The organism is Cytobacillus firmus DS1 (assembly GCF_000565285.1).
GTDB classification, from domain to species: Bacteria; Bacillota; Bacilli; order Bacillales; family Cytobacillaceae; genus Cytobacillus; species Cytobacillus firmus_A.
The window spans coordinates 1-23,724 of the sequence record NZ_APVL01000037.1 but is presented as its reverse complement, the minus strand read 5'-3'; the positions used below and the strand labels follow the sequence as shown (position 1 = coordinate 23,724).

The following is a 23,724-nucleotide window of genomic DNA, read 5'->3' as shown; positions in this document are numbered from 1 at the left end:
TTAAGTTTTTATTGAAAAATATTGACAAACTATTAGCTGGTTTTGTTCAATAAGAAAAAACCACCTGGTCGGCAACTGATCTTGAACATAAGCAGCTGTTAGTCTAAGAAGGTTAACTTTTAAAAATCAGGTTATATAAAACAAATCCAACTATTAATACAACGATTAATATTGCTGTCCCTTTCCACCCCAAACCACCAGTTAAGTCAGTTAAGTTCCCATTACTTCCTCTATTTAGTGAGTCGTTTAAAGAAGCAGTTGGATTATTTTTCAATTCGCTTTGTTTTATTCGTTCTCTTTTTTCCTCAGGCGTTTCATTTTGATTATTCAAACTAAACACCCCCTGCAAACAGTTTCTAATGGGAATATATTCTATATTTTAACGTCTATACCTTTTTATTCTAAACATTCCCGTTTAGCTCAATAAAAAAAGCTGCCTGGTTCGGCAGCTGATCTCGAGCATAAGCACCATTTATTTTAAAAACGACTATGCTGGACTTCGACATTCATATTTTTCATTCGGGTCATATTTTCTTACGTTATATTCTTGCATTATCCATTTACCTTCTGTTCCCCAATCTTTTTTTAAGGTTACTGTGAATATGTCCAAAAAATTATGAGCACCTGTAAATATAACGAATTCAATCTTAACTTCGAAACACCAAGATCCAGAATGACGAAGTTTTTTAACTTCTTTAACCTTTTCACAAAATGAACCTATCTTGTAGGTTGTCCCATAGTAATCCTTTACTGCCGCATACATTGGTTGCGTTAAAAGGTCAATCACAGCATCCTCTAATATATTTTCTCTTTTTGATTCACTTCTTATTGATTTAGCATAACTTGTAGTTGTTGTATTCATTAAAACAACAATGATAAGGATGGCAAATAACCTATTCATCAAATCACCTACAAAATGTTTTTGAAGGTATTTTTCCCTGACAAAAAGACTATATTCTTATTCAACAAACCTCCCTCTATAAAAGAAGCGTACACACCCGATTACTCCTGATTTCTTAGATTTTCATTATTTACCTGCCGGTAAATGGGTTTCAATTGGAGGATAGTCACTGAAAAGGATATATTTGGACAAATCGAGAAAAATGAGCTACAACCCACTAACCAATCTATTACAGAAATTGGTGGAGTAGTAAGAATATGACTGCACTGGTAGATGTCCACATATCTCATGGAGGTCAACCCTCCCATGCCTCACAGAGTCTTCGTTCTCAAATTCCTTCGTCCAACCTTTCCATGAGGTGGATGTCGGCCATGCTGCCCCACAGGGTCCATGCCCGTAATTTAGTTGCTTTGCCGACTAATCCGTGCTTCAAATGTCTCCAAAACTATAAGCCAAGAACTATTTCTAATCTAAACGAAACCAGAATTAAGCGGCCAGTTCTGCCTTCTTTAATCCTGCCAAGTGAGGGATATCTTTTAACATCTTTTCTTCACTAAATTCAAATTGCTTTTTACTTATACTAAAGAAAATACGAATCAATTTATTACACAAAGCGATAAGGGACTGCATCTTCTTTAGCGGGTTGTCTGGCCGTTGTGTAAAGTAAGTATGCAGGGTCTTAAAAGCTGAATTTTTGGCAACTAGAATCATGCAAACCCTAAACAACAGAGCCCTTAGCTTCTTCCGTCCTCTCTTGGAGATGGTGGTTTTTCCCTTATGCTTTCCAGACCTATTTTCCTTCAGACTCAAGCCAGCCGGCTTATAATTTGTCGGGGGGGAGTGTACTCACGTAGGTCACCAACTTCCGCAAAGAAACCAGCGACTGTATCTCTTCCAACACCCTTGATCGCTAACATTTGGGCTACACCTGGTATTTCATCAAGCAGGTAATCTATTTTTCCGTCCAATTCTTCGAATTCCTTCTGAATCAAATCATATTTAGCCAGAAGAGTTTTCAGCTCCATTTTTGCCATCTCAGAGCCTTGGCGAAGTCCGATGGACTGACTCGCTGCTTGCTTTAACTCCCGAATCTTATTAGCACCTACACTTCTTTTTACGGATTTTCTTAAATGGAAAAACAATTCATCTTCAGTGAAATTGGCTATTTCATACGGTAGAGCATAAAGCCTTAAGAATTGTAATGCAGCCTTGCCCTCCTACTTCTTAAAGACCTTCAGAAATTCCGGAAAATACCGGTCAATCCAGTTATGCACCTGGCCCTGGACCGTTTGAAGGTCCTCGGTTAAAAGATCGCGTATTTTCTTTGCCAAACGGAGTTCGGCATAAACACCTTGCGGTATGGTAGGTTCGGCGTATCTTCCGTCCGTCCTTGACCAGTTGAGCAATGACCTTGGCATCTTTTACATCATTTTTAGTTGGGGAATTATCATCAAGAGTGTGTCAGTTCATGGAACGTTTGTTTCTAATAACATAATATGCCCCCTAAAATCGTTTTGAATTGAACTATCTTTTTCTTTCGTTTACTACATTTTTTCATTAAGGTACCAAATAATGAAGAGGGTTGCTGCCTGTCTGAAATGCATAAATCCCGTCCCTGGGTAACATAATATCGCAGAGGAAGAGGGAGTCCCTTCCAACTGAATCGTTACTCCTTACTCTCACCTCTTTTTCATAACTACATATACTACAAAGCATGAATCGCTCAATTACCGCAGATATGCGGTTTTTTTATTGGTATGAAATCACATTAATCTGGGTATTTTATATTTACCGAGCAAGGCCACTAACCCACATCCAAACCGCGTTAAGAATCCGGGCCTTGCTCGCAAAAATTAAATTTTCAGAGGTAAAGTTATGAAAATGATTTTTTTATAAACATGCTAATTGTATTGTTTCAGCTCTACTTTCGTCAAAGACTTCTTATGTTAAATATATACCTTATCTAATAACTACTACAAAAGAACATGAGTTGAATATTGGATTCATGCTCTTCTAATAAATCTGCCCCTTTAACACAAAATCCACCTTAACGATACAATTTTGCGGACTCTTCTTATTTAAGAAATATCTCAACCGTCTTTTTTATTTCAAGTAGTTTTATTAACATATTTTCTCCAGGTTATAATCCTTCTGGTACCATGTAATCCTCATTATAATTTTCGAATATTCACCTAATCATTCTATAGATTTATGAGCACACTGGAAGGTGCTCAGGAAGTTTTACTCGTCCATACGATAGTCATGACTATCAATAGTATAATGAAACAAAAGACATGAGACCTTGATAACAAACATGGAGGAGTTATGAAGAATTATAGAGTGATACATAAAGATAAAGTCTACAAGATACTTTTTGTCTACCCATCTGGTTATATGGAGATTAGAGATCCTGAAACAAGAGAAGTCGAGCTTGTAAATGTTACGGATATTCTAATAATATATGATGATGAAGGCCCTCTCAATTGAGGAAAGCTTTTTCATTTATTCATTTTTTATGTTTATTATGTTCAAAATTAATAAGCTGGTACTTAACAGCTGCTTAAATGTCGATATTTTTATCAGCATCTCCATAAGTAGGTGTTATCCGGAAAGTAATGTATCAACCCCTAGCTGTTTCCTTGTTACTCTATGAAGCAAGAGTTTACAAAAAAAGGATTCCAAAGAGAAGGAATCCTTTTTAAACCACTCGCATGGTTATAACTTTACACGTTACATATTTATATGTGTTTCAAGTAAATTAGCATGTTTGAATAGAAAACCTTATCATTTTAAAATAATACAATAACGATTATCCTACCAGCCCCATTAAATATACAACTGTAAAAATGAATACCCATACAACATCAATAAAATGCCAGTATAAACTTGCTATATAAAATTTTGGAGCATTGTATAGGTTTAATCCACGTCTCGCATTTCTAACCATGAGAGTCACAATCCATAGAAGTCCAAAAGCAACGTGTGCACCGTGGAAACCAACTAGTACATAAAATGCAGAGCCGAATGCACTGCTTGTAAAAGTATGTCCCTTATGAAAATACTCTGTAAACTCGTAAATTTCCAAACCTAAAAATGCAACACCTAAAAGAACCGTAAACCCAAGCCATAATTGCATTTTCTTAAAATTAAAATTTTTCATATGATACATTGCACAAACACTTGTAAGTGAGCTAACTAGTAAAAGGATAGTCGCAACAAAAACTATTTCCATGCTGAAAAGCTCATTTGTCAAAGGATGGTCCCCATTTGGAACCTTGTTTTTTAAAGCAAGATACGTTGCAAAGAGGGAGGCAAAAAGAACTGTCTCTCCACCTAAGAAAAACCAGAAACCTAAAAATTTATTTTTTGCTTCAAGCGTAGCTCTTTCAGGCGCAGTTGGCCATGTTTCCAATGTGAATTTCTCTTCAGATTGCATAATATAAATTCCTCCCCTATTACTTTAAATATTTTAATTTTGATTAGTCTACCTTCTTTTAGCTGAGAAATTTTACTTCTTTTATGTCCCAAGCATTTATAATGCATATTAGGCTGTTTGAAAATTACACCTTACGCATATGAGTGTAGACCTGCTATAATTAGATTTACGAAAATCAAATTGAAGATAATAATTCCGAATCCGATAACTCCAAGCCAAGCTGATTTCTGACCGTGCCAGCCCTTAGAGAGACGCAAGTGTAAATACGCTGCATAAAATAACCATGTAATTAATGCCCATACCTCTTTTGGATCCCATCCCCAAAAACGAGTCCACGCAATTTGAGCCCATATCATCGCAAAAACAAGAGCGCCTAGAGTGAATATTGGGAAACCTATTGTAACCGATCTATACCCAATTTCATCGACTAAATCAAGGTTGACATTCTTCGTTAATGTCTGCAGAGCAGCTGAGATTCTTTTTCTTAAAATCAGTCTTAGCGACCCGTATAAAAGGAAACCAGTAACAACTGACCAGATGACTGTATTTAGTCTTCCAGCTGCAATGATTGCTGGCACCTCAACAAACGCTTCCATTTTACCTTTTGTAAGTAATTCACCTTGATTTGGCCCTATAATAGAAGGCAGATTATATATCATTTCAACCTCTTGATCATTTTTATTAACCCATTTGTAGACTGCTTCGTACTCCATCCCTCTGAAAATGCTTGTAATTACTACAAAAGAAAGAGTCGCCATAATTGTGTACATGATAACCTCAAGCCAAAAAGTCTCTTTTGATCGTTGCGTCTGATCAACGGAACGAAGTAAATAAATGACCCCTGCAATGAAACTGCTAGCCAAAATAGCCGAGCCTAGTGCAGTGGTTGTTACGTGGATAGCAAGCCAATCGCTTTGCAGCGCTGGTATTAATGGGGAAATTTCTGACGGAAACATACTCCCATAAGCAATAATCAGTAATGTGATTGGTAAAGTAAATAAACCCAATATAGCTACCTTATATATAAGGTAAAGAATTATGAATGCCAAGACCATCATCATGCTAAAAGCTGTAATAAATTCAAACATATTACTAACAGGAGCTTGTCCAGAAGCGACCCATCGAGTAATAAAATATCCCAAGTGAGAAGCAAAGGCTACTATAGTGACCGTTATTGCAACTTTTGCCCATTGACTTGGGTTTTCGTATTGTTTTCTCTTATCTCTAATGGCTCCTCCAAATAATAGTGTTGCCAGTAGATATAGATAGAATGCTAGGTATAATAAGTTACTGCTAAGAGCTACCATCTTTATCTCCTCTACTACATTTTTTCGATTATTTGATCGGAAGGTTATTGTATGCAATTTTTCTAATAGAAAAAGTAGGTATAAGTGCCTGCCTAAATCTGTATTCAATTAAAAATGCTTTACCACTTTTTCTGGTCTGTCTTCGGAAACTATTAACAAGAGAGTTCTTCTCTACAACACTTGTATGTCCATAATTTAGTGAATAGTTAATATGAAACCTTCATGTTTTCTTCTTGATTCAATATTTTTCTCCTCCTCAAAAAAAAATAATAAAGTGAATAATTTAATTACGGAGAATTTTAGGATTTTCATAAAGCCATTCCTCGAGTTGAAAGCAAATCACTGGGTAAGAGAAAGGACCGGCCTGTATTATTTGTGGAAAAAGTACAAATAGGTGTTTTACTCTTGTGAACTTGCCAAAACTAACCTACAACTAATAGATCTATCAATGCAAAAGAAAATGCTATTTTAATTCTATTGGTTAACACCCTTTCTTTACAGATGAAATAAGTATAGATTATGAATTTGCAAAAACTGTGGAGATTTAAAGATAAACACAAAAAGGAACCTAAAAGGCTCCCTTCTGTTTAGTTTGTTTACCATTTCATTTTATGGTTCAAATATTAATATATCCGAAATGTATGCAGTTTATGTGAAGAGTAAGAAAATAACATTTCTTTTTTTATAGCATGCTTATTTCATACTCATTTTTCAAAATTAGTAAGTCAGACCCTACAATATCTATCGCTGCCCCTTTATGTTATACTTTTATTAATCAGATTACTTAACATTTATCTCTAAGAACCCTCTTTTTGGGTAATTTTTTTCTATATATATTTAAAGGATTTAAAAACACATGATATATTGAAGTAATTTTTTTAGCTTGATTTTTTTACAATTCATGTTTTTGATAAATAGAATTCTTTACCGAAAGGAATGTTTCATCCTGTTTGCTTATTCACATCATGTTATGTCTCTACAGATCCAATCACTTGTTAAGGAAAATTCACAATACAGTGTAGATTCACCCACTTTTTCTTGGGCAAATATGAAACCTGACTTTATACCTAATCTTGCAAAACGGAAACATTATATAGAAGAATCTTTTGACTTTGTTGTAGATAAAATTCTTTCACTCCTTAAGTTACCTTCTTACAACCTATTAGATAAAAACAAGCGAAGAAGAATAGATGTTGAAATGGGTATTATCTGCCATTTCCTCACAGACTTTTTTTGTGTCCCTCATAATCAGAGATGGGAATTTAAGCATCACATGATACCGCATGTGAAATATGAATCTATACTCGACCAAAAAGCAAAATCACTTAATATAGTAGAAAAATTAAAAATGCCGCCAATTTTGAATAATTCAAGAGAGAGTGTTTCAGATTTTTTAAAAGAGCTTCTTGAAGAGTATGAACAGAAAAAAGATTATATGAGAGATATTGTTTTTTCTGTGAATGTAAGTACAGCTATCTGTAGCTATATAATTAAAAGTATTATGTCAAATGATAAAATGTAAAGCTGCTTAAAAAGAACCCCCATGTAAACTTGAACGCTTACAAGGGGGTTTTTTATAATGAGAGAGATATATTAATTACAAGTAGGGAATCGGCCTGGCTGATTAAGTAAATTAATTTATTTTGAAGCACTTGACGTTTCAAGGATTCCTTTCAACTCTTTGTCATTGATCTTCACTTTAGCATCTTCAAATTCTTTTTTCATGACTTCTTCAATTTTAGAATTATCTATCTTAGATACCTTCAATTGATATTCAAGTTCTTTTCTCATAGATTCGAAGGACTCTTTCTCTTTCTTTTCAGTAACTTGTATAATATGGTAACCATTTTGAGTTTTTATCGGATCACTAAATTTATTAACTTCAAGGGCATAAGCAGCCTCTTCAAATTCTGGAACCATTTTTCCTGATCCAAACCAGCCTAGATCTCCACCGTCTTCCGCAGAACCTGGATCCTTTGAAAATTCTTTGGCTAAATCTTCGAACTTCTCTCCATCATTAAGCCTATTTTTGATATCCTTTGCAGTTTTTTCATCCTCTAAAAGGATATGCCGTGCTTTTATTTCAGGCTTATAGTTTTCATAACTCTCCTTTATTTCTTTATCTGTAACTTTTATATCTTGAATTGCCGCTTTTTCTACAAGAAGTTGTTCCTTAAGTATTTCTTTCAGTTCCTTTTCATCTTTAATATTATTTTGCATTAATAGTGCTTCAAAGTTTGAACCTGCCTGGTCCTTAATTTCCTTTACTTTTTTATCTAATTCCTCTTTTTCCACTTTATATTTGTCTTCTAGGACTTTTTTGTATAAAAGTTCCTGAAGGGCTTGCTCACCGTACTTTTCTTTCATAGCGATGTAAAGATCATCGCTGGAGATATTTCCGGCTTTTGTTTCTGCGATCACTTCGTCGTTATCACTTGCTTGTGAACTGCTGCAAGCACTAAGTCCAATAAGCAACCCAGCCGTTGATAAGGATATTAACAGTTTTTTCATATTGTCACCCCTAGTATGGTATTAATTATTTTACGAAGGTAATTCTTAGTATGTAAAGATAATTACCAAATCATAAAAAGTTATATTAAATTTATCTTACTATTAAAATATGACGGATTTGTGAATAAACTAAAATTAAATAAAATATTTTTGAATCTCATTAAAATTAAATCTATGTAATATAATTGTTATGCTTCTTGCATGGTTTCTGCAGATTTTTATACTATATTGTAATTCTAGGACACTTTTCACCCCTTAAAATATTTACAGCGAAGTTTCCTTTTATAGTACTTCGCTGTAAAAAACTAAATTTGTTTTTAAGGAGATTTGGTATTGCTATATACAGTTATAGTTTGTCTGGTGTTATCAATACTTTCTATTGGAGTTATATATTTTTTTAAGAAAAAATCAGATAAAGAGCTGCAGGAACTGAATCTGCACAGCTATAAGGGTGAGAATGAAACCAAAAATTAAGTCGGGCATTTCAGGAATAATAAAACGGGTGGAGCTAAGGATTCCACCCGTTTTATTTGTTCATTGCTTATTACTCTTTTACTTTTAGAAGTCTCATAGAATTTAATACTACTAAAAGCGTTGCACCCATGTCTGCAAAAATAGCCATCCACAGGGTCAGCCAGCCGAGAACGATTAAGACTAACGCAAGAAGTTTTAAACCTAGTGCAAAGGTGATATTTTGTTTAATAATCCCTAGGGTTCTCCTGCTAAGCTCGATGGTATATGGAAGTTTATTTAAATCGTCAGCCATTAATGCAATGTCAGCAGTTTCTAATGCTGTATCTGTACCAGCTCCACCCATTGCAATTCCAACTGTTGAGCTTGCTAAAGCTGGAGCGTCGTTTATTCCATCCCCGACCATAGCGACTTTCCCGTATTGTTCCCTTAATGAATTAATGGTATTTAATTTATCCTGAGGCATTAGTTCAGCTTTTACCTCGCTCAAACTAACCGAATTCCCGATAGCCTCGCCAGTTGCCTTATTGTCACCAGTCAGCATAATGGTTTTCTCTATACCAATATCGTGTAATTTTCGAATCACATTTCGGCTACTGTCCCTCAACTGATCTGCAACGGCAATTAGTCCGATGGCAGTTGTCTCAGTTCCTAAGAGCATCACTGTTTTCCCTTGGGTCTGCAATCTTTGTATCTCTTCTTCAACAGAGGAGGTGAGGATTATTATTTCTTCAAAGAGTTTGGGGCTTCCAATTAAATAGCTTTCTCCATTCACCACCGCTTTCGCACCTTTTCCAGTTATTGATTGAAAATCTTCAGCCTTATATTCATTTGAAGAAATCCCCATCTGTTCCGCTTTCCTGATGATAGCTGATGCTAAAGGATGCTGTGAAAATTTTTCAATTGCCATGGAAATCCCTAGTAATTTTTTCTCATCTATTCCACTTAAGACTTTAAGGTCTGTTACTTCTGGTGTTCCCTTTGTTAAGGTTCCAGTTTTGTCAAATGCAATGACTTTTAGGCGTCCTGCTTCCTCAAGATAAATCCCCCCTTTAATCAATACTCCCTTTTTAGCAGCATTTCCGATTGCTGTTACGATAGCAACCGGTGTTGAAATAACAAGTGCACATGGGCATCCGACAACAAGTACAGCTAACCCTCGATAAATCCATTCGGACCAGTCTCCTCCCATAAGTAACGGTGGAATAATCGCGATTAAAAGAGCAAGTGACATGATGGCCGGTGTATAGTACTTAGCGAACTTTTCCACAAAAGCTTGAGATGGAGCACGCTCTGCCTGTGCTTCTTCTACCAAGTGGATAATTTTTGCAATGGTGGTATCTTCAACTCGTTTTGTCACCTTAACTTCCAGGGATCCCTCTTCGTTTAAACTTCCCGCAAAAACTTCGTCTCCAATAGTCTTTAGAACCGGGATAGATTCGCCCGTAATGGCTGCTTGATTAATGGAGGATTGCCCCTTTACTACTTTTCCATCCATAGCCAGCTTTTGTCCCGGCTTAATGATTAGGATATCACCTACAACAATATCTTCAACATCCATTTCCGTTTCTTGATTGCTCCTGCGGATTAATGCCTTCTTAGGTGTAATGTCCATTAGAGAGCGGATAGATTGACGGGCTTTATCCATTGAATAGCTTTCCAGTGCTTCGCTTACAGCGAATAAAAAGACAACAACAGCACCTTCACTCCATTCCCCTATAAAAGCTGCACCTATGACAGCTATTGTCATAAGAGTTTTCATATCGAATTGAAGCTTAGAGAGGTTTTTCAGACCTTCTTGGATTAATCCAAATCCACCTACTAAAATGGATGCCGCGAAGATTACAATTGTACTTATATGGCCCTCCCCAATGGTGTACAGGGAGAAGTATCCGGCAATTAGTAAAAGCAGTGAGGTCATTGTCTTTTGATTTTCACTTTTCTTCCAAAAAGATACTTTTTCTTGAACCACTATTTGACGTTCGGGATACACCTTGATTCCGTCAAAGGCTCCTGCTTGTTCTAACTCCTGGACGCTTGCATCACCAATAATGGTTATCTTTGATGCTCCGAAGTTTAATTGAACATCATTAACTGTTTTAATTTCTCGAATGTTTTTTTCAAATTTAGCTGCACAACTCGTACAGGAAAGACCTTGTAATCTATAGGTTTCTTTGCTATTTTCCAGTGTTTTTCCCATCATATGCACCTTCCTTTGAGTGTATTAAAGCAATAGAAACTAGTTGATGTACGTGCTCATCTGACAATGAGTAAAATACCATTTTTCCCTCTTTCCGATATTTAGCCAACCCCATATTACGCAGTAAACGCAAATGGTGGGAAGCCGTGGCCGTACTGGATCTGATAATATTAGCCACATCACATACGCACAATTCTTCCTCAAGTGTAAGTGCGTATGCAATCTTGATTCTTGTTGAATCGGATAACGCCTTAAAAAGCTGTTCTACTCCCACTATCTCATCTATCCGCTCGCTAACTCGGCTAACCTTTTCTTCATCATGGCAATACGTCTCACATGTATCTTGAGAAGATTTATTTAGTATATTTGGACTCATATATCTCACCCTTCATTCAAATGTTTGTTTGAATATATTATATCGTTAGTCTATGCTGATTTAACAAATTTGTCAAAAATTTATTCAAATGTACTTTTGAATAATTATATTCACTCTGTTAAAATAAAGTTCGTTAATACTATTAGGAGGTTTCTTATGATTAAAAAGCTATTCTTAATTACCTTTATACTTTTTATCGTTTCTGTAAACAATGCCTTTGGGCATACAGGTTTAGAGAGCTCCAGTCCACAAGATGGAGAAGTCATTACAGCTGGACCAAATGATATAAAAATGACTTTTGAAACAAAGGTAGAACAAGGGAGCACATTTGAAGTTACGAATGCAAATGGTGATCCGATATCAATCGAGAACATCACTTTAAGCAATAACCAAATGACCGGTAGACTTTTAAACGAATTGGCTAACGGTGCTTATAAGGTTAATTGGAAGATAATTGGTGCAGATGGACATCCAATAGAAGGAGAATTCTCATTTTCTGTAAACACGCCAACAACTGTGGATCCTACTGAGGAAAATGAAGATAGCGGGCAAAAGAACACAGAAAAAAATAAAGATGACTCAGATTCACTTAATGAAGAAGAAGTTCAAACCGAACAAGGGCAGACAAAACCAAAAACAAATTGGATTCCTTCCTTAATCGGAATTTTGATTATTGCTGTAATTGGAAGCTTTTTATGGATTATGAGAAAGGGAAAATAACATATGATTATCACAGGTATCTTCACTGAAACCTTTTTATATCTATGTTTTTCCCTTTTAATTGGAGCCTTTCTATTATCTTTAGTGCCATTTCAGTCTAAACCTGATATAAAAGTGCCTAAAGGTGTTTTGATGGCTGCGACAGGTGGAATAGCAGTATTTTCCTTTGTTCCGGTATTGCAATTGATATTATATCTTTACCAAGACGTTGGGTTGGGACAAACCTTTCAATCTGTCATTTTTACTTTTGAAGTGGGCAAAGCGTGGGTTGTAACCTATCTTCTTTCAAATCTATTATTTATTTATATCATCTGGTTTGACTATAGAAGTAAACGCTTCTATGCGTTGGTCGGTGTCTTCATTACATTCATAATGATTTTAGCGCTTGGGTGGTCAAGTCACGCTAGCTCCCTGGACCAGTGGAAAGGTTTTATTGCACATTCAGTTCACTTTACTGCTGTTAGTATCTGGATTGGAGTCCTGATTACAGTCAGCTGGTTTTCAAAAAATTCTCATAACTGGTTAAACTTCTTAAAATGGTTTACACCTGTTGCTCTCATGTGTTTAATGATAACTATAGGCACGGGTCTTGTACTTATGGCGTTTGTAGTTGATTTTAAGGATTATGCAAATTCTTGGATGGTCCCATATGGGCAAGCGTTGTTAATAAAACATTTATTGATTTTACCTTTAGTAGTATACGCGGGCGTTAATAGTGTACTAATCAAAAGAAAATTAAAAACAGATGCAGAGTTTAATCCAGTCCCCTGGACAAGGATAGAAAGTGCAGTGATATTATTGATTTTTGCAGCTACAGCTGCATTGGGTCAGCAATCACCTCCTCATGATATTGAGATGACAGTTAAAAGTGGTGTTTCCAAACTATTTGCCATGTTCTATCAAGGCCAGATTGACTCCGCATTACCTGTCCAAATGACGGTAAACATTACTGGTATATCTCTTGGAGTGGTAGCATTCCTGTTTCTTGCTTTAACTGTCCTTTCCTATATTAAAAGGTCCTCAGCTGCCCTTTCATTTTTAATGAGCATATTGTTTGTTGTATCGACTTATCTATCATTGCTTTTAAGCATTAAATAGAATTCGTTTTGATAGAATAACCAAAGGAAAAAAAGATATTATAAGGAGGTAAAAAAATGTCAAAGAAAAATCAATCCCCTATGAAATTGATTATGATTATAACTTTGATTGTTTTTGCAATGATTGCTGCTTTAGTCGTCATCAATAATATGAAATCTGAACAAAATGTGTCCCCTAGTTTTGAGGAAGGTCCTTCCATCGAAGGTCAGCCAGTATTAGGAAAATCGGATGCTCCTGTAACCGTCGTTGAGTTTGGTGATTTTAAATGCCCCGCTTGCAAGGCTTGGGGACAGAATATCTTTCCAAAGCTTGTCGAAGACTATGTTGATACTGGTAAAGTTAAATTTTCGTACATCAACGTTCTATTTCATGGAGATGAATCAAAGCTAGGTTCGGTAGCCGCTGAAGCAGTTTATAAACAGAATCCTGACAGCTATTGGGATTTTAATAAAGCCTTATTTGATGCACAGCCTGATGAAGACCATGATTCCTTATGGATAACGATGGAAAAAATTAAGGAGGTTGCTAGTGCAATTCCTGGTATTGATACTAACCAGTTAGAAAAAGATATTCAAAGCCAAGAAATAATCGATGAGGTTAATAATGATTCAGCGCTTGTTGAGGAGTATAAAGTACAGCAGACACCAAGTATTATGGTAAATGGCACAATGCTGGAAGATCCATTTGATTATGAGAAAATAAAGAGTCTAATAGACCAATCATTAGAGGATAAATAATGAAAGAACTTAACGTAAACCAAGCAAACATGTATTTGGCATGGATTGTTGCATTAACTGCAACCCTTGGCAGCCTTTACTTTAGTGAAATAAGGGGATTCATCCCCTGTGAGCTATGCTGGTACCAGCGAATTCTAATGTACCCGCTCGCCTTGATTCTGGGGATAGGCACTTTTCAAAATGATCTTTCTGTCAAAAAGTTTGTCCTCCCGATGGCAGTTATTGGCTGGTGTATTTCCCTTTATCATTACCTTGTTCAAAAAGTGCCGGGATTTGCTCCTATCAAGCCATGTGTCAATGGAGTTCCCTGCAGTGCACAATATATTAACTGGTTTGGGGTTATCACGATTCCATTTTTAGCCCTTACAGCTTTTACGATCATTATCTATCTAATGATTTTTATTAAGCCAAAGAAGAACTAGGCAATAAGGACACTCTATCCTGTACAAATTAGCCTTTTACAGTTATAAAACTTTAAGATTAAACTACATTATATTTTTAATTACAAAAAAGCATTGGGTCTTGAACTAGCGGGGTCTCTTAAGAGGGATTTCTAAAAAAAACACTCAAAATGATCCCGATTTTACCAAGAAAAACATCAGAATATAACAGCTAATATCCATTAAAAAAGGGCTCCGTTTTCGGTGCTCTTTTGACATTTATTAAGGTGCTAAGGAGTATCCTACTCCTTATTTGATGGTATTTGTCAGCCACCTTCTGTGCAAGTCGCATTTGAACTGCCTACAGCAGAATTTAATTCCGATAGTAACGCTGTAAGAACAGACACGTTTACCAGTTCCTCCAAAGTTTTTTGGAGATTGGGACGTTGTATTTTTTTCAATTTTATCTAATGTATTTTCCCAAATTTGAATAATGGCTTCTGGGGACATATTTGATTGGATTACCACATCTATCACTCCTTTTTACTAATTGTTCCACTCTATATACCATTAGAAGAAAATTTCCCACGATTATATCATTGAAAAAGTGCCCTTTTTGCTTCAAGGCCGCTATATTTAAGCTGCGTAATCACAACTAAACAGCATATACACAAAGCATTGTATATTCTGACTTAAGTGATTATAAATAGAACTTTCTAAAAAATGACTTTAAATCAGTAACAAAAATTATTCCGGCTGTTACAAAATGATCTACCATTTTTCACTTTGGGTAAACTTACCTTGAAGTTTAACAAATGCGTATTTTACTCCTCAAAACTATCTTCAAAAATTGCTATTGATATTACCATAGGGAATAAGCACTTCTATAATATGGTTTGGACTTAAAGAAATGGAAGCCGTATAAGTTATATGTTCATCTTAATAACCCAAATACAGAATAATAAGTTGTTTAGACTCGAAGTACTAGGTAATCCCCTGATTTCATTTGAACAACATCTGCTTTCATAGCCTTAGCAATATCTACAGTCAGAGATTTGGCATCTTCGGCATCCTTAGCGAGCAGCATCAGTGGTTTCCCTCCCAGTGCCCTTTCTTTATTTGTGGTTATAAATGCTAGTATTTCATAATTAGGCTTTTGTGTTGATTCTCGTCCCAAATTATTCTCTCCCTGCTAAATAAGTTTTCATCACAGTATGACTTTTCTTAGCGCTTTCAAGGAGTGGAGTCTCCTTTACTGTTTCAATTAATTTATTAATATCTCTTACAATAGGAACTAACGTAATTACCACTCTTCCTGCCTCATAGTCTTTCCGAGTAAAGTGGTATCTTTTAACGCCTATTGACCTGGTAGCTTCAAACAACATGGCTTGCCTTTGTCCATAATTGTCGAGTGTAATCCTAAAATGCTCTTCCCGTGGATAAATAACAATCGCAATGCCTTCATTCTGGAACAGTTTTCGGGCATTCTCAGTACCGAGCTGATTCGAAACATAAATATCGTCTACAAATAGTTCAGAACCTCTTATCTCCACTCTTCCTTCCTTAATATCTGCAATATCGCCAACTGTTTTTCCTTTTGAAAAACGCTTCAGAACATAAAATACAATAAACCCGGCAAGCACCCCACCAACTACATTAATCCAAGGCAAATTGCTGTTAATTAGCTGAATCGTGAGCCCGGTTGAAAATGAAACAATTAAAGCAAAGTAGTTCCTTGCCTCAAAGGTCTTGGCGATGCCATCAATATAAGCATCCCCTCTATAAGCCGCTTCCGTATTTTCAAGGTCTTTTAAACTATCCCTTTCCGTCTTCCTAACATCCCTGAACTGCTGTATAGCCAGTGTCAAGAAAGTTACCGCAACAAAGTTTTTTGTCATTAAAGCTGGAATAGCTACAGCTCCTAAAGCTGCTGCAACAAATCCAGTAATAACATGAATTAAATAACCATTTGGATAACTGGGATATTGCCTGTAGTCTTCTTTAATGGTTAATACTCTTGCTAGTGTTCCAACTATAATTGCAGTAGTTATTAATACAATTTGGTCTGTTGAAATGATTCCGTCTTTCATTTTCTCACTCCTTAACAAACCAGTATAACCTTCTTCAAAATCAGGTATTCTTTTGAAACACAAATTGTTGATCGGCTGCACTAACGCGGCCGGATGAATTTCTAAGGATCTAAATATTTGGTGCGAATCATTTACAACATTATTCTAATATGCATTTGAATATTGTATTTATCTTTACTATAATAGTAATTAAAGACAATCTAAGCAAAGTTTGAATATAATTTAAGGAGAATTAAATGAAAAGAAAAAGATTAGTTATTCGTAGTGTGATTTTACTCCTGCTATTTGGTGCTGTCGGATATACTCTTTATGCGAACTTTACAAAAGACAAGAATGTAATTGCAGAAGGAACAGCTGCGCCTGACTTTTCATTAGAGACACTGGATGGAGAGCGGATGAAATTATCTGATTTAAGAGGAAAAGGAGTTTTTTTGAATTTTTGGGGAACTTGGTGTAAACCATGCGAAAAAGAAATGCCTTATATGGAAAATCAGTATAAAAAGTTAAAAGATAAAGGAGTAGAAATTCTGGCTGTTAATATTGATGAAAGTGATTTTTCTGTTTCAACTTTTGTTAAAAGACATAATTTGACGTTTCCGATACTGATGGATCGTGGTAGCATCGTAACAGAATTATATAATATTGGCCCTATTCCCACTACTATTTTAATAGATAAAAATGGGAAAGTCGTTAAAGTATTAACTGGTACAATGACGGAGGATGATATTAACAATTACATGAAGATGATTGCTCCGTAGTGTGTATAATAGCCCTTCTTAGGGCTTTTATACTTTCATGGAGTTATTATGAAACCACAATTGATGGATAGATATACTTAATGAATGGCTGATCCCAAACATTTTAGTTTAGATGGAGGTTGTATTTATGGATTTAAATTTGTTCCTAGCATTTGGAGCTGGTTTGCTGTCCTTTATCTCACCATGCTCTCTTCCCTTATATCCTGCATTTATTTCCTATATAACAGGTATATCCGTTAATGACCTTAAAAGTAATAGAACACTATTCTTTAAAAGTAATGCATTTTTACATACATTATTATTTTTAATCGGCTTTTCGATTATCTTCTTGGCGTTAGGATGGTCAAGTTCCCTAATTGGTGTCTTGTTTATTCAATATAAAGATTTATTAAGACAACTAGGGGCCATCATTATTTTCTTTTTCGGTCTTATTATGATAGGCATATTGAAGTTTGACTTTCTAATGACAGACCGTAAGGTACAATTTAAGCAAAAGCCAGCAGGTTTTTTAGGATCGATTTTAATAGGAATGGGATTTGCAGCTGGATGGACCCCTTGTACTGGGCCAATTTTGGCTGCTGTATTTGCCCTTGGAATCACCAATCCTGGTCAGGGTTTGTTGTACATGTCAGTATATTGTCTAGGTTTTGCCATACCTTTTCTATTTATGTCAATGTTTATAGATAAACTGACATTTTTTAAAAGGCATAGTGATACACTTATGAAGGCTGGTGGGGTAATAATGATACTTATGGGTATCATCTTATATTTCAATTGGCTGACAAAGTTCATTTCCATAATTACAAACAATCTTTTTGGCGGTTTTACTGGTTTTTAATGATGTTATATATAAGCGGGTGTAATAACCCGAAGAAATAAAAAAGTAAAGTAGCTTTAAATAAATGTATAGCAAAAACTATAATTAGCATTTGAAAAGGCATTCGTACTTGGTACAATGCTTTTTTTATATAGTTTCTTACTTACTAAAATGCTATTTTTACTATCAGGCTTTCCTGATGATAGTAATAAAGCAAATGTATTCACATTTATTTTTAATTAAATATTATAGTATTACGTTTGTGTTGTTGCTATTGCGATTCACCTTAGCGTTTTTAGTGCCTTGTTTTCCTGATGATATGTGTCGAAAAGATTAGATAATTTAAGCCTGTCTATGATTAAAGATAAAAAAGTTTGACAATTTTGTGAACAGATTGAATAATATAAAAAAAGGAGGTTAATGAAAGATGGAATCTAAAATAAAAATTTTAAACGCACTAAAGTTCACAAGCGGTTCCATTACGATAATCGGCATCGTTATCTTCATATTAGGATTGTTCGAAAGCGGTTACAGCATATTAACACCTATTGGTGTTGGTACAATTGTAGGAGCAGTTTTTATCTTCTTAATGGGTATGTTCCTGGTTGCATCTGAAGAGATGGTGACAAAGATTGGGAGGCACTAATAAATTTGTGGCAATAAAAAGAGCGCCCTTTCAAGACGCTCCTTTTTTTACATATTAATAATAACCCCAAATTAATGTAAGTAATGTACCGAAAACTGTAACTAAGGCTATGAAAAAACCATAATACAGTGTAGTGTATATTGATTTCTTATCTTTCGATTCACCAGCATGCATAAATACAACTAATTGAACAGCTGCTTGTATAAATGCTGTTATAAGAAGAATAGTCATAGCTAATTCAAATGACATATCCAAAAAGTAAACCGAGAGAGCAATTACTGTTAGCACAATAGAAAATACAAAGCCTAATACCTGTTTTGGAGGAAATAATTCTTTCATTTCTACATCATTCCTTTCAGGAAGACGAAGCTGAAGATGAAAATCCACACTACGTCTAGAAAGTGCCAGTAAAGCGAGAAGATAAATGCTTTATTCGCTGTTTCAGGTGTCAAGCCTCTTTTGATAACTTGAAGGATAATAAATGCTCCCCAGAATAGCCCAAATGTAACGTGTGCTCCATGTGTTCCTAAAGTTAGAAACAATATAGCTGTAAACCCGCTAGTTTGCAGTGTTGCTCCTTCGTGAATATAAACAATAAAATCATATATTTCTACTCCTAAGAAACCAAGTCCAAGTAGTAGAGTAATTGCAAAGAAAGTAATCATGGCTTTTGCCTTGCCTAACCGCATGGCATGTATGCCGAGCCCAATAGTGAAGCTACTTGTCAAAAGTAATATTGTTTCAATCAGAACAGGTGTAATCTCAAAAATTTCAGCTCCTGTTGGTCCACTGCCGGTTCGATCTACCAAGGTAAAATAAGAAGCAAAAAGCGTCCCAAAAAGAGCAATTTCAGCTCCAAGGAAAATCCAAAATCCCAAAATGTTAAGACGATTTTGTTCTGTTCCATATTCTAAAGGGAGCGAGTGATCTACTTTCATTCTTTGGCACCTCCCAAATCTTTTTCTGTTTTTTCGATTTCTTCAACAGAAATATAACGGCCATGGTCTTTCTCGAAGGAGCGATGGGCCAAACAAGCAGCTATGCCGATTGATGCGATTACAGCAAAAATCCACATGCCGAATACAAAGGCAAAGCCCCATACAAAAAAGACTAATCCCATTAAAAACGGTACGCCGCTATTATTAGGCATATGAATCGGTTCATACTTGCCTTTAAATAATTTATATCCTTTTTTCTTGTAATCCCAGAATGCTTCAGTTGAATCAACTTCCGGCACGATTGCAAAATTATATTCAGGAACTGGACTATGTGTAGCCCATTCTAATGAACGTGCATCCCATGGATCTGCAGGGATTTCCCTTGTTGAGTACCGAATGCTGTAATAAATGTTATAAACAATTAACGCAAATCCTATTGCCAATCCAATGGCACCAATAAATGAAATTAGATTCCATATTCCAAATCCGGTTGATTCCGAATAAGTATACATCCTGCGTGCCTGTCCATCCAATCCAGAAATAAACATTGGGAAGAATGTTACGCATACACTGATGGCAATAAACCAGAACGACCATTTACCAAGTCTTTCATTCAGCATAAAGCCGAACATTTTTGGCCACCAGTAGAAAAGACCAGCTATCATGGCAAAAACAACACCAGGAATGATAACCAAGTGGAAATGGGCTACTAGGAACATTGTGTTATGGTATTGGTAGTCAGCGCTTGCCATCCCAAGCATAACACCCGTCACTCCACCGATTGTAAAAATCGGGATAAATCCTAGCGAGTAGAGCATTGGAGTAGTAAAAACGATTTTCCCTTTTCGAAGGGTGAATAGCCAGTTGAAAATCTTAATCCCAGTAGGAACAGCAATAGCCATTGTGGTAATTGAAAAAATACTGTTTACTAAAGCTCCCTGACCCATTGTGAAGAAATGGTGTACCCAGACAAGGAAAGAAAGTACTGAGATAGCAACCATTGATATAACCATAGATTTATAGCCATAAAGATTACGGCGTGAAAAGGTTGAAATAATTTCACTATAAATTCCAAAAGCGGGCAATATTAAAATATAGACTTCGGGATGTCCCCAAACCCAGAACAAGTTTGCCCAAAGCATATCCATCCCGCCATTACTTGTTGTGAAAAAGTTAGTAGCAAATAGGCGATCCATGGTCCCCATTAATAATGCCACTGTCAATACTGGGAAGGCAAAGACAATAATCAGATTTGTTATTAAAGCCGACCATGTGAACATGGGCATTTTCATTAAGGTCATCCCAGGAGCTCTCATTTTAAGGATGGTCGTAATAAAGTTAATTCCAGTAATTAATGTACCAAGTCCAGAGATTTGTAGTGCAAGCATATAGTAGTTCGTACCTACAGATTCACTATATTCAGTGCCAGCCAGCGGGAAGTAAGATGACCATCCTGAATCCGGAGATCCTCCGATAACGAACGAAATGTTGAAGAGCATTGCACCAAAAAAGTACAGCCAAAAACTTAAGGCATTTAACCTTGGGAAAGCTACATCCCGTGCACCAATTTGCAATGGAACAGCAAAGTTCATTAATGCCATAATAAACGCCATTGCCATAAAGATAATCATAACAACACCATGTGTTGTAAAAATTTCATTGTATTCCTGTGCTCCTAGCAGCGTATTTTCTGGAACTGCTGTTTGGGCACGCATCATTATAGCGTCTACTCCTCCACGGAATAGCATTAATAAAGCTGAAATTAGGTACATGATCCCAATCCGTTTGTGGTCCACGGTCGTCAGCCATTCACGCCATAAGTATCCCCATTTTTTGTAATATGTCAGTCCTACAAAAATAGCGACCATAGTAAGGGCTATGGCAACCATCGATGCGTAAATTGTAGGGCCTGGATTCGGTACGGCAAAACGTGCAAAGAAATCCATATTATTTAACTCCTTTCGGAAAGTGTGTTGCTAAAATATAGAATCCAGCAAAATTTATATTAGAAAGAAATATTACTTTAATGGTTCATTTTGCTATGATCCACTTCTTCATCCTGTTCTTTTTTGGAACTACCAGGCTGCACCTCTTCATTCCCAGAATCACCTTTTTCGTGATGGCCTTCAGGTGGTGGTGAGAAAGTTAAGTGGGTCCCTGTATAAGTTGATTGTCCAAGATGTCCTGGCTTTAATAATTCCTCAAATTTATCCTCTGTTAGAGGTTCTGCAGTTGCATTAATTTCCTTTACCCATTCATCGAATTCTTTTTGGGGCATTGCTTTTACATTAAACGTCTGTTGGGCAAAGCCCTCACCAGTAAAATTGGCATTCCTTCCGCTATATTCCCCTGGTACATCAGCTGCAAGATTTAGAGTATTTACCATGTCAGCCATCGCATATTTTTGTCCACCAAGCTGAGGAATCCAAAAACTTGAGATTGGCCCGTAAGAATAAAGTTTGAATTCAATTGGTCGATCTGTAGGAATGAACAGATAGTTTACTGTTTCAATATTCTGTTCAGGATAGCTAAAGTGCCATTTCCAATTAGAAGATGATGCGTAAATAACTAACGGTTCCTCATTGTATCCTTCTGGTGTAGCCTCAACTTTGTATGTAGATACAACAGTCACTACCGATAGAAAAGCAACTATTAATACCGGAATAGCGGTCCAGACAATTTCTAGTTTAAGACTTCCTTCAATGTGTGGAGGCTCATAGTCTTCACTCTGATTAGAAGCACGATACTTTCTAACAATGAAGATATATAAAGCAAATACAACCACTACAACTATAGCCATTGTCCAAATGGAAATCATGATAACATCCGCTGTTGTACGGCCTTGTGGACCTTTAGGATCTAAAACTAATAACGGTTCACACCCTGTTAACACAGTGGCAATAGTGAAAATTAATGTCAGCAAAGCCCATTTTATTTTCATAGGAGTTCCCCTTTCCATATTTGCACAATAAATAAATTAATGTTTATATGTGCATATGTTCACTTAAAGATGTTTAAAATATTAACATAAATTCTGCTGCCAATTGTGACGATTTTGCAAAGGAATTATTTTACTATAATTAGAGAGAACAAACAAAACCCATCCTTCCATATTATATAATTAGTATTTTTTCAGTGTTTAGAAATTATTTATATGCTCACTTAATCACATTATCTCATAAACCACATTTAATAAAAGTGACAATAAAGCAACAAATTTATGTAGAAAATATGCATTATCTCAATACTTAGTAATTTGCAAACCCAAAAACTGGACTATGGCAATGTAATACGAATTATAGTTGCCTATTATTGGTTAAGATAAAACTAAAAGCTAACTAATGTTAAGTGGAGGAACTGTAGATGGAAGCAAATGAAATGAAAAAAGGGGAAAAAGGGGCCTGGATTAGTATATCAGCATATATTCTATTATCCATTTTCAAGCTCACGATGGGTAATATAGGGAATTCCGAAGCTTTAAAAGCGGATGGTCTCAACAATTTAACTGATGTTATTGCTTCTGTGGCTGTATTAATTGGATTAAGGATTTCTCAAAAACCGGCCGATGAGAACCATAAGTATGGGCATCTTAGAGCTGAAACAATCGCTTCTTTAGTTGCCTCATTGATCATGTTTACAGTTGGTTTGCAAGTAGTGATTGATTCTTTTAGAAATTTATATAATCCGGTTGAAGAAAGACCTGATTTATACACTGGCGGGGTTGCTTTAGTTAGTTCTCTTTTTATGTACCTAGTCTACAGATACAATTTGAAGCTATCAAAAAGGATAGGAAGTAAGGCCCTTTTTTCAGCAGCTCAGGATAACCGCTCGGACGCATTGGTAAGCATAGGCGCTGCAATAGGTATAGCTGGTTCACATTTCGGGCTGAATTGGCTGGATTCCCTCACGGCAGCAATCGTGGGAATAATTATATGTTTAACAGCCTGGGGAATTTTTAAAGAAGCGGCTCATGATTTAACTGATGGTTTTGAAGTTAAACTCTTGAAGGAAATTGAAGAAACAATCAATCAAACGGAAGGAGTAAAATTTGTAAAAAATTTAAGAGCAAGACTTCATGGAAACCACCCAATAGTAGATGTTACAATTTTTGTTGATCCTTCACTGACCGTGATTCAAAGTCATGATATTACGGTGAAAATCGAGGATAATTTACGTAAATTCCATAATATACATCATACTCATGTTCATGTAGAGCCTCACTAATTTACAATTTGCTTTTTTTAATCAGCCAGAATGCAAATTCAAAAAAATGAGCCGCCAGTAATGGCGGCTCATTTCAGACTGTCGACAAACTCGATGAAAATCGTGCTTGTCTGC

General features: G+C 35.8%; 23 protein-coding genes and 1 pseudogene. 10 read left to right on the top strand and 14 right to left on the bottom strand.

What is annotated here, in order from left to right:
* Nucleotides 1–112: 112 nt before the first annotated feature.
* The 3 genes and pseudogenes from PBF_RS23575 to PBF_RS23565 all read right to left on the bottom strand — a co-directional run.
* Nucleotides 113–331 carry a DUF6366 family protein gene (locus PBF_RS23575; protein ID WP_035333301.1) on the bottom strand — a complete coding sequence of 73 codons (219 nt, stop codon included), beginning with the start codon at nt 329–331 and terminating at the stop codon, nt 113–115.
* A 156-nt stretch (nt 332–487) separates the two neighbouring features.
* Nucleotides 488–901, bottom strand: a complete 414-nt coding sequence (locus PBF_RS23570) for a DUF3888 domain-containing protein (RefSeq protein ID WP_035333299.1) — start codon at nt 899–901, stop codon at nt 488–490.
* Nucleotides 902–1,387: 486 nt separating this feature from the next.
* Nucleotides 1,388–2,356, bottom strand: a pseudogene (locus tag PBF_RS23565) (transposase); the annotation flags it as partial.
* An 870-nt stretch (nt 2,357–3,226) separates the two neighbouring features.
* Between PBF_RS23565 and PBF_RS26290 the strand changes: the two are divergent.
* On the top strand, nt 3,227–3,388 hold the full coding sequence (locus tag PBF_RS26290; protein ID WP_160169287.1) for a hypothetical protein: 162 nt from the start codon (nt 3,227–3,229) through the stop codon (nt 3,386–3,388).
* 322 nt (nt 3,389–3,710) lie between these two features.
* Here PBF_RS26290 and PBF_RS23560 read toward each other — a convergent pair whose 3' ends face one another.
* Nucleotides 3,711–4,337 (bottom strand): cytochrome (ubi)quinol oxidase subunit III, encoded by a 627-nt coding sequence (locus PBF_RS23560; RefSeq protein ID WP_035333297.1) that lies wholly within the window; start codon nt 4,335–4,337, stop codon nt 3,711–3,713.
* Between the two features lie 131 nt (nt 4,338–4,468).
* On the bottom strand, nt 4,469–5,644 hold the full coding sequence (gene ccsB / locus PBF_RS23555; RefSeq protein ID WP_035333296.1) for a c-type cytochrome biogenesis protein CcsB: 1,176 nt from the start codon (nt 5,642–5,644) through the stop codon (nt 4,469–4,471).
* 970 nt (nt 5,645–6,614) lie between these two features.
* Here ccsB and PBF_RS23550 point away from each other — a divergent pair.
* Nucleotides 6,615–7,166, top strand: coding sequence for a zinc dependent phospholipase C family protein (locus tag PBF_RS23550; RefSeq protein WP_035333295.1), 552 nt, complete (start codon nt 6,615–6,617; stop codon nt 7,164–7,166).
* A gap of 116 nt (nt 7,167–7,282) precedes the next feature.
* Here the strand turns inward: PBF_RS23550 and PBF_RS23545 are convergent, their stop codons facing one another.
* From PBF_RS23545 to PBF_RS23535, 3 genes are all read right to left on the bottom strand, one after another.
* The gene (locus PBF_RS23545; RefSeq protein WP_035333294.1) at nt 7,283–8,155 is read right to left on the bottom strand and encodes a peptidylprolyl isomerase; all 873 of its coding nucleotides are present in this window, start codon (nt 8,153–8,155) and stop codon (nt 7,283–7,285) included.
* Nucleotides 8,156–8,699: 544 nt separating this feature from the next.
* Entirely contained in the window at nt 8,700–10,826 is a 2,127-nt protein-coding gene (locus PBF_RS23540; RefSeq protein WP_035333303.1) for a heavy metal translocating P-type ATPase, read from the bottom strand.
* Nucleotides 10,804–11,202: an ArsR/SmtB family transcription factor gene (locus PBF_RS23535; RefSeq protein WP_035333293.1), complete on the bottom strand. Its 399-nt coding sequence runs from the start codon at nt 11,200–11,202 to the stop codon at nt 10,804–10,806. Before PBF_RS23535 ends, PBF_RS23540 begins: the two co-directional genes overlap by 23 nt.
* A 156-nt stretch (nt 11,203–11,358) precedes the next feature.
* Here PBF_RS23535 and PBF_RS23530 point away from each other — a divergent pair, with 156 nt between their 5' ends.
* From PBF_RS23530 to PBF_RS23515, 4 genes are read left to right on the top strand one after another with little or no spacing between them, the layout of a single operon-like run.
* The gene (locus tag PBF_RS23530; protein WP_035333292.1) at nt 11,359–11,922 is read left to right on the top strand and encodes a copper resistance CopC family protein; all 564 of its coding nucleotides are present in this window, start codon (nt 11,359–11,361) and stop codon (nt 11,920–11,922) included.
* A 3-nt stretch (nt 11,923–11,925) separates the two neighbouring features.
* On the top strand, nt 11,926–13,020 hold the full coding sequence (locus tag PBF_RS23525) for a copper resistance D family protein (protein WP_051489005.1): 1,095 nt from the start codon (nt 11,926–11,928) through the stop codon (nt 13,018–13,020).
* Nucleotides 13,021–13,076: 56 nt separating this feature from the next.
* Nucleotides 13,077–13,757: a DsbA family protein gene (locus PBF_RS23520; protein WP_035333291.1), complete on the top strand. Its 681-nt coding sequence runs from the start codon at nt 13,077–13,079 to the stop codon at nt 13,755–13,757.
* Complete coding sequence (locus PBF_RS23515; RefSeq protein WP_035333290.1) at nt 13,757–14,179, top strand: disulfide oxidoreductase; 423 nt, start codon at nt 13,757–13,759, stop codon at nt 14,177–14,179. The genes PBF_RS23520 and PBF_RS23515 overlap by 1 nt, the downstream gene beginning before the upstream one ends.
* Nucleotides 14,180–15,107: 928 nt before the next feature.
* On the opposite strand, the gene PBF_RS23505 is transcribed toward PBF_RS23515, so the two are convergent.
* Nucleotides 15,108–15,314, bottom strand: a complete 207-nt coding sequence (locus PBF_RS23505; RefSeq protein WP_009335611.1) for a capping complex subunit for YIEGIA — start codon at nt 15,312–15,314, stop codon at nt 15,108–15,110.
* 1 nt (nt 15,315) lies between these two features.
* A complete protein-coding gene (locus PBF_RS23500; protein ID WP_035333288.1) occupies nt 15,316–16,227 on the bottom strand; it encodes a YIEGIA family protein in 912 nt (303 codons plus the stop codon).
* Between the two features lie 236 nt (nt 16,228–16,463).
* Between PBF_RS23500 and resA the strand changes: the two genes are divergently transcribed.
* The 3 genes from resA to PBF_RS23485 all read left to right on the top strand — a co-directional run bounded on the left by resA (nt 16,464) and on the right by PBF_RS23485 (nt 18,448).
* On the top strand, nt 16,464–16,985 hold the full coding sequence (gene resA / locus PBF_RS23495) for a thiol-disulfide oxidoreductase ResA (RefSeq protein ID WP_035333287.1): 522 nt from the start codon (nt 16,464–16,466) through the stop codon (nt 16,983–16,985).
* A gap of 127 nt (nt 16,986–17,112) precedes the next feature.
* The gene (locus PBF_RS23490) at nt 17,113–17,823 is read left to right on the top strand and encodes a cytochrome c biogenesis CcdA family protein (protein WP_035333286.1); all 711 of its coding nucleotides are present in this window, start codon (nt 17,113–17,115) and stop codon (nt 17,821–17,823) included.
* Nucleotides 17,824–18,229: 406 nt separating this feature from the next.
* Nucleotides 18,230–18,448 (top strand): hypothetical protein, encoded by a 219-nt coding sequence (locus PBF_RS23485; protein ID WP_035333285.1) that lies wholly within the window; start codon nt 18,230–18,232, stop codon nt 18,446–18,448.
* A gap of 54 nt (nt 18,449–18,502) precedes the next feature.
* Here PBF_RS23485 and qoxD read toward each other — a convergent pair whose 3' ends face one another.
* The 4 genes from qoxD to qoxA all read right to left on the bottom strand — a co-directional run bounded on the left by qoxD (nt 18,503) and on the right by qoxA (nt 22,327).
* Complete coding sequence (gene qoxD, locus PBF_RS23480; protein WP_035333284.1) at nt 18,503–18,787, bottom strand: cytochrome aa3 quinol oxidase subunit IV; 285 nt, start codon at nt 18,785–18,787, stop codon at nt 18,503–18,505.
* 2 nt (nt 18,788–18,789) lie between these two features.
* Nucleotides 18,790–19,386, bottom strand: a complete 597-nt coding sequence (qoxC, locus tag PBF_RS23475) for a cytochrome aa3 quinol oxidase subunit III (RefSeq protein WP_009335617.1) — start codon at nt 19,384–19,386, stop codon at nt 18,790–18,792.
* Entirely contained in the window at nt 19,383–21,332 is a 1,950-nt protein-coding gene (gene qoxB, locus PBF_RS23470; RefSeq protein ID WP_035333283.1) for a cytochrome aa3 quinol oxidase subunit I, read from the bottom strand. Before qoxB ends, qoxC begins: the two co-directional genes overlap by 4 nt.
* A gap of 77 nt (nt 21,333–21,409) precedes the next feature.
* The gene (gene qoxA / locus PBF_RS23465) at nt 21,410–22,327 is read right to left on the bottom strand and encodes a cytochrome aa3 quinol oxidase subunit II (RefSeq protein ID WP_035333282.1); all 918 of its coding nucleotides are present in this window, start codon (nt 22,325–22,327) and stop codon (nt 21,410–21,412) included.
* Nucleotides 22,328–22,749: 422 nt separating this feature from the next.
* On the opposite strand from qoxA, the gene PBF_RS23460 reads away from it, so the two are divergent.
* A complete protein-coding gene (locus PBF_RS23460) occupies nt 22,750–23,610 on the top strand; it encodes a cation diffusion facilitator family transporter (RefSeq protein ID WP_035333281.1) in 861 nt (286 codons plus the stop codon).
* Nucleotides 23,611–23,724 lie beyond the last annotated feature (114 nt).

Coding starts and splice junctions, on each gene's coding strand:
- resA (WP_035333287.1), top strand. CDS start 16,464: ATGAAAAGAAAAAGATTAGTTATTCGTAGTGTGATTTTACTCCTGCTA.
- PBF_RS23530 (WP_035333292.1), top strand. CDS start 11,359: ATGATTAAAAAGCTATTCTTAATTACCTTTATACTTTTTATCGTTTCT.
- PBF_RS23550 (WP_035333295.1), top strand. CDS start 6,615: ATGTCTCTACAGATCCAATCACTTGTTAAGGAAAATTCACAATACAGT.
- qoxD (WP_035333284.1), bottom strand. CDS start 18,787: ATGAAAGAATTATTTCCTCCAAAACAGGTATTAGGCTTTGTATTTTCT.
- PBF_RS23535 (WP_035333293.1), bottom strand. CDS start 11,202: ATGAGTCCAAATATACTAAATAAATCTTCTCAAGATACATGTGAGACG.
- PBF_RS23570 (WP_035333299.1), bottom strand. CDS start 901: ATGAATAGGTTATTTGCCATCCTTATCATTGTTGTTTTAATGAATACA.
- PBF_RS23540 (WP_035333303.1), bottom strand. CDS start 10,826: ATGGGAAAAACACTGGAAAATAGCAAAGAAACCTATAGATTACAAGGT.
- PBF_RS23525 (WP_051489005.1), top strand. CDS start 11,926: ATGATTATCACAGGTATCTTCACTGAAACCTTTTTATATCTATGTTTT.
- PBF_RS26290 (WP_160169287.1), top strand. CDS start 3,227: ATGAAGAATTATAGAGTGATACATAAAGATAAAGTCTACAAGATACTT.
- ccsB (WP_035333296.1), bottom strand. CDS start 5,644: ATGGTAGCTCTTAGCAGTAACTTATTATACCTAGCATTCTATCTATAT.
- PBF_RS23500 (WP_035333288.1), bottom strand. CDS start 16,227: ATGAAAGACGGAATCATTTCAACAGACCAAATTGTATTAATAACTACT.
- PBF_RS23520 (WP_035333291.1), top strand. CDS start 13,077: ATGTCAAAGAAAAATCAATCCCCTATGAAATTGATTATGATTATAACT.
- PBF_RS23560 (WP_035333297.1), bottom strand. CDS start 4,337: ATGCAATCTGAAGAGAAATTCACATTGGAAACATGGCCAACTGCGCCT.
- PBF_RS23545 (WP_035333294.1), bottom strand. CDS start 8,155: ATGAAAAAACTGTTAATATCCTTATCAACGGCTGGGTTGCTTATTGGA.
- qoxB (WP_035333283.1), bottom strand. CDS start 21,332: ATGGATTTCTTTGCACGTTTTGCCGTACCGAATCCAGGCCCTACAATT.
- qoxC (WP_009335617.1), bottom strand. CDS start 19,386: ATGAAAGTAGATCACTCGCTCCCTTTAGAATATGGAACAGAACAAAAT.
- qoxA (WP_035333282.1), bottom strand. CDS start 22,327: ATGAAAATAAAATGGGCTTTGCTGACATTAATTTTCACTATTGCCACT.
- PBF_RS23460 (WP_035333281.1), top strand. CDS start 22,750: ATGGAAGCAAATGAAATGAAAAAAGGGGAAAAAGGGGCCTGGATTAGT.
- PBF_RS23485 (WP_035333285.1), top strand. CDS start 18,230: ATGGAATCTAAAATAAAAATTTTAAACGCACTAAAGTTCACAAGCGGT.
- PBF_RS23490 (WP_035333286.1), top strand. CDS start 17,113: ATGGATTTAAATTTGTTCCTAGCATTTGGAGCTGGTTTGCTGTCCTTT.
- PBF_RS23515 (WP_035333290.1), top strand. CDS start 13,757: ATGAAAGAACTTAACGTAAACCAAGCAAACATGTATTTGGCATGGATT.